The organism is Acinetobacter sp. YH12241 (genome assembly GCF_013417535.1).
GTDB lineage: Bacteria > Pseudomonadota > Gammaproteobacteria > Pseudomonadales > Moraxellaceae > Acinetobacter.
Window position 1 is genome coordinate 49,294 of sequence record NZ_VPDQ01000017.1, and the last position, 6,582, is coordinate 55,875.

A 6,582-nucleotide genomic window follows, 5' to 3' on the forward strand; every position below is an offset into this window, starting at 1 on the left:
AAAAACCAGAGTGATATACTGGAACGCAACCATACAGAAAATTTTAATTGTTTACCCAAAGTAAAGCGTGCATTTTGTATGGGTTTGCATAAAGCTAAGTAAAATACTGAATAAGATAAAGCCCAAAAATATGCCACCATTGATCAACCAATACTTTTTTAATTTTTGTGCAAAATTCGCCAAGTCAGCTGGCGTGATCCAAGATGCGATGAGTATGAGCACAAATGGAACAACCAACGTGACGATGCTAAAAAATACTATGGCAAAAACATAGTCATAATTGCAGTATTTAAGCTCTGCAATAAATAAACTGAGAAACAATAAATTAATCAAGCTGATATATAAAATTAAAAACACCTGTAAAACTGCATTTGAGCGATTCATTTGCCCCCCCTTTTTTTATATTTTTTTATGAATTTCTCGTGCTGTAAATTATAGATTATTTTTTAAACTTTTCTCTAGGTTTTAGCGATATTCTCATGTAAAATATGCCACTTGAAATTTTATATTTTCATTTGTGATTCTTCACGTTTTCGTTTAGAATCGCGTCTCCTTTTGTTTGGACAGCTTCCATAGTCCAAACCAACTATAATAGGTAGTGGTTTAATGAAAACTCTCAGCGCTAAGCCAGCTGAAGTTCAACACGACTGGTACGTTGTTGATGCTTCTGGCAAAACTTTAGGTCGTCTCGCGACTGAAATCGCTCGTCGTTTACGCGGTAAGCATAAAACTTCTTATACTCCTCACGTTGACACTGGTGATTACATCGTTGTTATCAATGCTGAGCAAGTTCAAGTGACTGGTAACAAATCACTTGACAAGAAATACTATCGCCATACTGGTTTCCCTGGTGGTATTCGTGAAACTAATTTTGAAAAATTAGTTGCTCACAAACCAGAAGAAATTTTCCAACGCGCTGTAAAAGGCATGTTGCCAAAAGGTCCTCTTGGTTATGCAATGATCAAAAAAATGAAAGTGTACGCTGGTACTGAGCATCCACATACTGCTCAACAGCCACAAGTTTTGGACATCTAAGGGATACAGCACATGGCTACTAACTATGGTACAGGTCGCCGTAAGACCGCAACTGCACGTGTTTTCCTATCTGCTGGTACTGGTAAACTCGTAATCAACAACCGTTCTTTAGAACAATACTTCGGTCGTGAGACTGCTCGTATGGTTGTTCGTCAACCTCTAGAGCTTCTTGAAGCGACTGAGAAATATGACCTTTACATCACTGTTGCTGGTGGTGGTATCGGTGGTCAAGCAGGCGCTATCCGTCACGGTATTACTCGTGCACTGATCGCTTCTGACGAAACTCTTAAACCTGCTCTTCGTCAAGCTGGTTTCGTTACTCGTGATGCTCGTGAAGTTGAACGTAAGAAACTTGGTTTACGTAAAGCTCGTAAACGTCCTCAATTCTCTAAACGTTAATTCGTTTACCGAATCGGACAAAAAACCCTGGTTTATTCCAGGGTTTTTTTATGATTTGAAAATGACCACTTAATATTATTTTTATTGTCATTGTTCATGCACATCCTTACCCCACACCCCTTCATGGCACCAGAAGGACTTGGTCAGATAATAATTCGCAACACCGATGATAATAAACAGAATGATTAAGCCAAAATTCATGATCATGTTGTTCTGCTCCTTTCATTTTTTTCTCTACTCTACCCTGCCTTAGTCCAATTGGCTTTTTATGCTTCGTGCTTTTTAGGTTGATTTTTAGTATCCTAATCTATTCATTAGAACTTAATCAGGATTTATGTCAGTCGAAAGCGCGCCACTTCAAGGACTCACCTTATATAGCCATGCCGATGACTTTCGTTCCCATTGGATTCGCTATGTACTTGCTGAAAAGCAGATTAAATATAACCTGATTCTGGTCGATAGCGATGATGAAGATCTGGCCAGCCTCAATCCTTATAACCAGCTGCCCATGCTGATTGAAAATGATTTAAAATTATTTAACACCAGCATCATTTCCGAATATATAGACGATCGTTACCGCCAGAACAAGCTCTATGCAGATGCCCCCATGCCTCGTGCGGAACAGCGGCAATATATCTGGCGTTTTGAAAATGACTGGCTCAAACTGGCCGATATCATGCTATGTCATCCGGATACTCTGGATACTGCAGCCAAAGTGAAGGCTCAAAAACAGTTGCATGATATCCTGATTTCATTAACGCCCCTGTTCCAACATTTCCCTTATTTTATGTCGGAACATTTCAGCATCTTGGATTGCATGCTGGCTCCCATTTTCATTCGACTTAAAAGCATGGGAGTAGAATTACCTCGACAACAATGTCGTCCATTTTATTTATATTGCCAGCGAGTTTTTAGCCGTCCTGCATTTACAAAATCCATGACCTTGCAGGAAAAAAACCGCTACCAAGAGCAAATCAAACCTGTAGAGAAACATCATGTCTGAACAAGAATTCAACTTAAGTCCTACCCGTCCCTATATGGCACGTGCAATCTATGAGTGGATTTGCGATAACAATATGACGCCTTATCTGCTGGTCGATGCTACACGTCCAAACACCATGGTACCCGAGCAGTTTATTAAAGATGGCCAGATTGTCCTGAATATTGTGCCGCATGCAGTTCATGCGCTGAATATGGATAATGAAGCCATCACCTTCTCAGCACGTTTTGGTGGTGTATCACGTGATATCTATGTACCGATGGCAGCAGTCCTCGGGATCTATGCACGTGAAAATGGTCAAGGATTATTCTTTGATCCAAATGAATATGAGCATACACAAAGTGATGAAGATGCTTTAAAATCAAGCACTGAAGAACAGCCTGAACCCGCAAAGAAAAAACCAACCCTAAGGTTATTAGATTAAAAATAATGGAGTAAGTGAATGGCTTTTGATTTAGTACAATATTTTGTTGAACAGATAGAAACTCAAAAGCCTGAGCTTCTACAAGGCTATACAAAAGAAGAAAGACGTAAATATATTTCAGAAATCAATGCTCTCACTTTAGGCAAACTGATTAGCGAATGGCGTAACAATCCGCAAAAAATATATAATGAAATCAAGCATCCAGATGAACTTTATATTCTGGAAATCGCCCGTCACCTGACTACCCGAGTGGAAAACAAGTCAACTTTACCGAAACCCGAGCTGGAGCAGCTCACGTCTGAAATTTTCCATTTTCAGCTGACTGAATTGAAGCAGTTACATGATACTGGCAATCATAATCAGACCAGTATCCAAGAGCTGTTGAAAGGACAAATTGAACATTTGTCTGGGCAGGCAGATGATTGGGTTTGGACAACAAATAACCTAACAGAACTCAAAGGCTCTAAACCAATTCATGAAGAAGAGCTATCATTAGAAGCATCAATGAAGGAGTTTAGCCAAATGGTTCATCAAAATAGCCAGCATCATGATGTTGAAGAAGTTGCTGTTGTAGAAACACCAACCTGGGCAAAAATCGTTGAGCCAGTGGTTGCGCTTGCGATTCTTTGGGTACTGATTGAAGCAGTATTACGTGTATTTGCGTAACTACTTCAACCTCAAAAATTCAGTTTTACTAAAAGCCAATGAGATATTGGCTTTTTTTATTCTTTAAATTTATTAGAGAATGAAGTGAATCTATTTTTTCAACTGAAATTTTTACCTAATTAGTTCCATAATCCATTCAAAATATTTTATTACATCTTTTAGATTAAGATGAGATTATAGATTAAAAAATAATCACAGAATCATTTCACATATCCTTAAATAAAAAGATAAACGCATCACATAATTAAAAAGTACAAGTTAAAAATTAAAATCTAAAGTAAACCATTAAATTTTATATGGTTTTTATTTCAATTGTAATTTACTCCCCCGTTTTTATAATGAATTTGAATGAAAAAGATAATATTCGGACTTCATCAAATACAACTATCGCATCAACTATTTTTATAACAGGGAAATAATTATGGCTAAGGTAACCTTAGATAACACTTACAGACATTGATGGTTTCGTTGCTGCAGCATTAGCTGATGGTGAAAGCGGCTTGGCTCTGGGGCAACTCAAGGTGGTGGCAATATCGATCTTGAACTTGCAGCAGCCGGCAATACAGAAGTGGTTCGTGCAAAACAAAACGCCGTGTAGCGAATTCATTAAACCTGAATGACTCGATTGAAGATATTCTGATTACGCTGGGCAAGCAATATCACCTCATTCGCCCACTCGAAAAGAATAACAATGTATTCCTGTATCTTGTACTGGACCGCTCTAAAGCAAACCTGGCTATGGCTCGTCATGAGCTCAAATCTTTTGAACAAGGTTTAGACTTCAGCTAATACACAGTTTTCCCCTTTATTTCATGCGATAAAGGGGATCCTTATACGCTTCACCCAATAAAATATAAATCTTTAATCGAGACTTAAAATGCATAGGCATTATATTCATATTGGAATAGCAAGTTTAAGTATTCACGATGCAGATGAACTAAAAAAAACTTTACAACACATCACTCCTGACCATTTTATCCTGCAATGGAACACTGCTTCCGATCCTCATCTCGATTGCCTGTTGGTGTATGAGTACTTTCTTGAAACAGAGGGGATTCAACGTGTTCTTAAAAACCAAAAATGCCCTTATTTATGCATCTCTAAAAATGCTCAATACTCAAATCAGATTATAAATAATACGCTCGCTTTACCCCTGCAAAACACACAAATTCTTAAGCACTGGTTTGAGCAAAATTTCCTTAATTCAGAAATTACCTCAGAAATAGAAGAACCTATATTTTCAACGCCAGTTCACTCCCAGCAATCTTCTGACCATCCCCGATAAACTTTTTTAAAGAGATGTTGTATCCTGAAAAAGGTAAATTACATCTCTATGATCAGCATGGCACCATTGCCATCATTGACTCAGCGAAAAATCTGGCCTGGTTAAACAAAGACCGGGCTGAAACAAGCACAGACTTTTCTTTTCAATATGACTTTGCATCTACTAGCGACCTCTTAAAAGTTACACGTAGAGAAACGCAGATTCTCCAAGACTGGTTATGGAATTTTTTCTGGAACTCGCCTAGTTTTGCTCAGATCGCACCTGAAGATGATCACTATAAAATTCACTACTGGCCAAAGCCGGCTCATTCGCTGCATAAAAAACGTATTTTTCAGATATCTGCCTGCTTTATTCAAGGCGCTAAAATTTCAAAAATTGCTGAGCAACATGCGATTTCCTTACTTACGCTTCGACAATTTATCGCAGCCAGTATGGCTTCGGGAAATATTGAAAAAATTAATGCTTGGGAAAGTCGCTATCGCACCACTGAGCCAGTTGAAAGAACAGAACAGCAAAATTTCATTAAAAGCTTTTTTGGAAAGCTTCGATTTAAATTTGGATTTTAATAAAGTAAATACTTATGATTTTACAACAATATAAAATCGTTTTTGCGGGCTCCATGGGCGCAGGTAAAACAGCCGCGATACGTTCATTATCTGATATACCAGTGTTACTCACTGAGGCACTGAATACTGACGACCGCAGCCATACAAAAAATGGAAACCACGGTAGGAATCGATTATGGTGAGATCACATTAGAAGATGGAACCAAAATTGGCCTATATGGGATGCCTGGACAAAGTCGCTTTGACTTTATCTGGCCTGTCATCTGTCAAGGCGCACTAGGTGCCATTATCCTTATTGATCATACAGTGAGTGATCCGATCCAAGAACTGGAAAGCTATATCGAAGTATTCCAGGAATATACCCATAATATTGCCATTGGGATTACGCACAGTGATCTTGAAAGCCCTCATTTTACCCAGATTTATAAGGACTGGCTGATCCAGCAGGATCTCTATACCCCCCTCTTTTTTGTAGATGCTCGTCAAAAAGACGACATCTTGCTCCTTTAGAAGCCCTCATTACTTCAATCGAAGTCAACCATAACCTCATGAGCTAAGGATTAAAGCATGCTTACTATACAAGAAAGACGTCAAGCCCCCGAAGCCCTCGTTCAGCATGCCAAACAGCAAATTCAGGAGATCATTAGCAATGTTCGTGGCGTATATTATGTAATGGTCTGCTCAACAGATGGGTTTGAATTGGCCACAATTCATAAGAAAGACAGCTATAACAATAGCAAGCTTGCTGCTGTGAGTAGCTCGATTTTAGCGATGGTTTCTGCATTTACTAAAGAGATCCATCTTACTGGCTGTCAGAGCATTACTTTGGATGCAGAAAATGGTAAAGCCATTTTGACAGCGGTTGCAGCACCGAAACACCCTCTTATTCTGGTCACTTTAGCCGAAAAAGATATTTTATTGGGTCAGACCCTGTATATGCTGAAGAATGCCACACAGTCCATTATCGCTGCAGATCAATAAATAGATAGATTCAAAAAGGCTTAAATTTATTTAAGCCTTTTTCTATTTCATCTTTATTTCACGCATAAAAAAAGCCCTCTGCTCACGCAGGGGGCTTTTGGAATAATGAGCTGGCGATGACTTACTCTCACATGGGAGACCCCACACTACCATCAGCGCTAAGAGGTTTCACTTCTGAGTTCGGGAAGGGATCAGGTGGTTCACTCTTGCTATGGTCGCCAGCACA

9 protein-coding genes, 1 rRNA gene and 2 pseudogenes are annotated in these 6,582 nt (G+C 38.9%); 10 read left to right on the plus strand and 2 right to left on the minus strand.

Going from position 1 to position 6,582, the window contains the following annotated elements:
• Positions 1–51: 51 nt before the first annotated feature.
• On the minus strand, positions 52–384 hold the full coding sequence (locus FTV18_RS10650; protein ID WP_159123655.1) for a hypothetical protein: 333 nt from the start codon (positions 382–384) through the stop codon (positions 52–54).
• A 222-nt stretch (positions 385–606) separates the two neighbouring features.
• On the opposite strand from FTV18_RS10650, the gene rplM reads away from it, so the two are divergent.
• The 10 genes and pseudogenes from rplM to FTV18_RS10695 all read left to right on the plus strand — a co-directional run bounded on the left by rplM (position 607) and on the right by FTV18_RS10695 (position 6,356).
• Positions 607–1,035 carry a 50S ribosomal protein L13 gene (gene rplM / locus FTV18_RS10655; RefSeq protein ID WP_004785249.1) on the plus strand — a complete coding sequence of 143 codons (429 nt, stop codon included), beginning with the start codon at positions 607–609 and terminating at the stop codon, positions 1,033–1,035.
• Positions 1,036–1,047: 12 nt separating this feature from the next.
• Entirely contained in the window at positions 1,048–1,434 is a 387-nt protein-coding gene (gene rpsI, locus FTV18_RS10660) for a 30S ribosomal protein S9 (RefSeq protein WP_004785251.1), read from the plus strand.
• Positions 1,435–1,768: 334 nt separating this feature from the next.
• Positions 1,769–2,437, plus strand: a complete 669-nt coding sequence (locus FTV18_RS10665; RefSeq protein WP_159123654.1) for a glutathione S-transferase N-terminal domain-containing protein — start codon at positions 1,769–1,771, stop codon at positions 2,435–2,437.
• A complete protein-coding gene (locus tag FTV18_RS10670) occupies positions 2,430–2,858 on the plus strand; it encodes a ClpXP protease specificity-enhancing factor (RefSeq protein ID WP_034704105.1) in 429 nt (142 codons plus the stop codon). Before FTV18_RS10665 ends, FTV18_RS10670 begins: the two co-directional genes overlap by 8 nt.
• An 18-nt stretch (positions 2,859–2,876) precedes the next feature.
• Positions 2,877–3,524 (plus strand): hypothetical protein, encoded by a 648-nt coding sequence (locus FTV18_RS10675; protein WP_180018589.1) that lies wholly within the window; start codon positions 2,877–2,879, stop codon positions 3,522–3,524.
• Between the two features lie 421 nt (positions 3,525–3,945).
• Positions 3,946–4,313: pseudogene (locus FTV18_RS10680) on the plus strand (roadblock/LC7 domain-containing protein).
• An 88-nt stretch (positions 4,314–4,401) separates the two neighbouring features.
• A complete protein-coding gene (locus FTV18_RS15735; RefSeq protein ID WP_257218587.1) occupies positions 4,402–4,809 on the plus strand; it encodes a hypothetical protein in 408 nt (135 codons plus the stop codon).
• Between the two features lie 17 nt (positions 4,810–4,826).
• Complete coding sequence (locus tag FTV18_RS15740; RefSeq protein WP_257218588.1) at positions 4,827–5,375, plus strand: hypothetical protein; 549 nt, start codon at positions 4,827–4,829, stop codon at positions 5,373–5,375.
• Positions 5,376–5,389: 14 nt separating this feature from the next.
• A pseudogene (locus FTV18_RS10690) lies at positions 5,390–5,932 on the plus strand (ATP/GTP-binding protein).
• A gap of 10 nt (positions 5,933–5,942) precedes the next feature.
• Positions 5,943–6,356, plus strand: coding sequence for a roadblock/LC7 domain-containing protein (locus FTV18_RS10695; RefSeq protein WP_180018587.1), 414 nt, complete (start codon positions 5,943–5,945; stop codon positions 6,354–6,356).
• A 108-nt stretch (positions 6,357–6,464) separates the two neighbouring features.
• Here FTV18_RS10695 and rrf read toward each other — a convergent pair.
• A 5S ribosomal RNA gene (gene rrf, locus FTV18_RS10700) occupies positions 6,465–6,579 on the minus strand.
• Between the last annotated feature and the right edge of the window lie 3 nt (positions 6,580–6,582).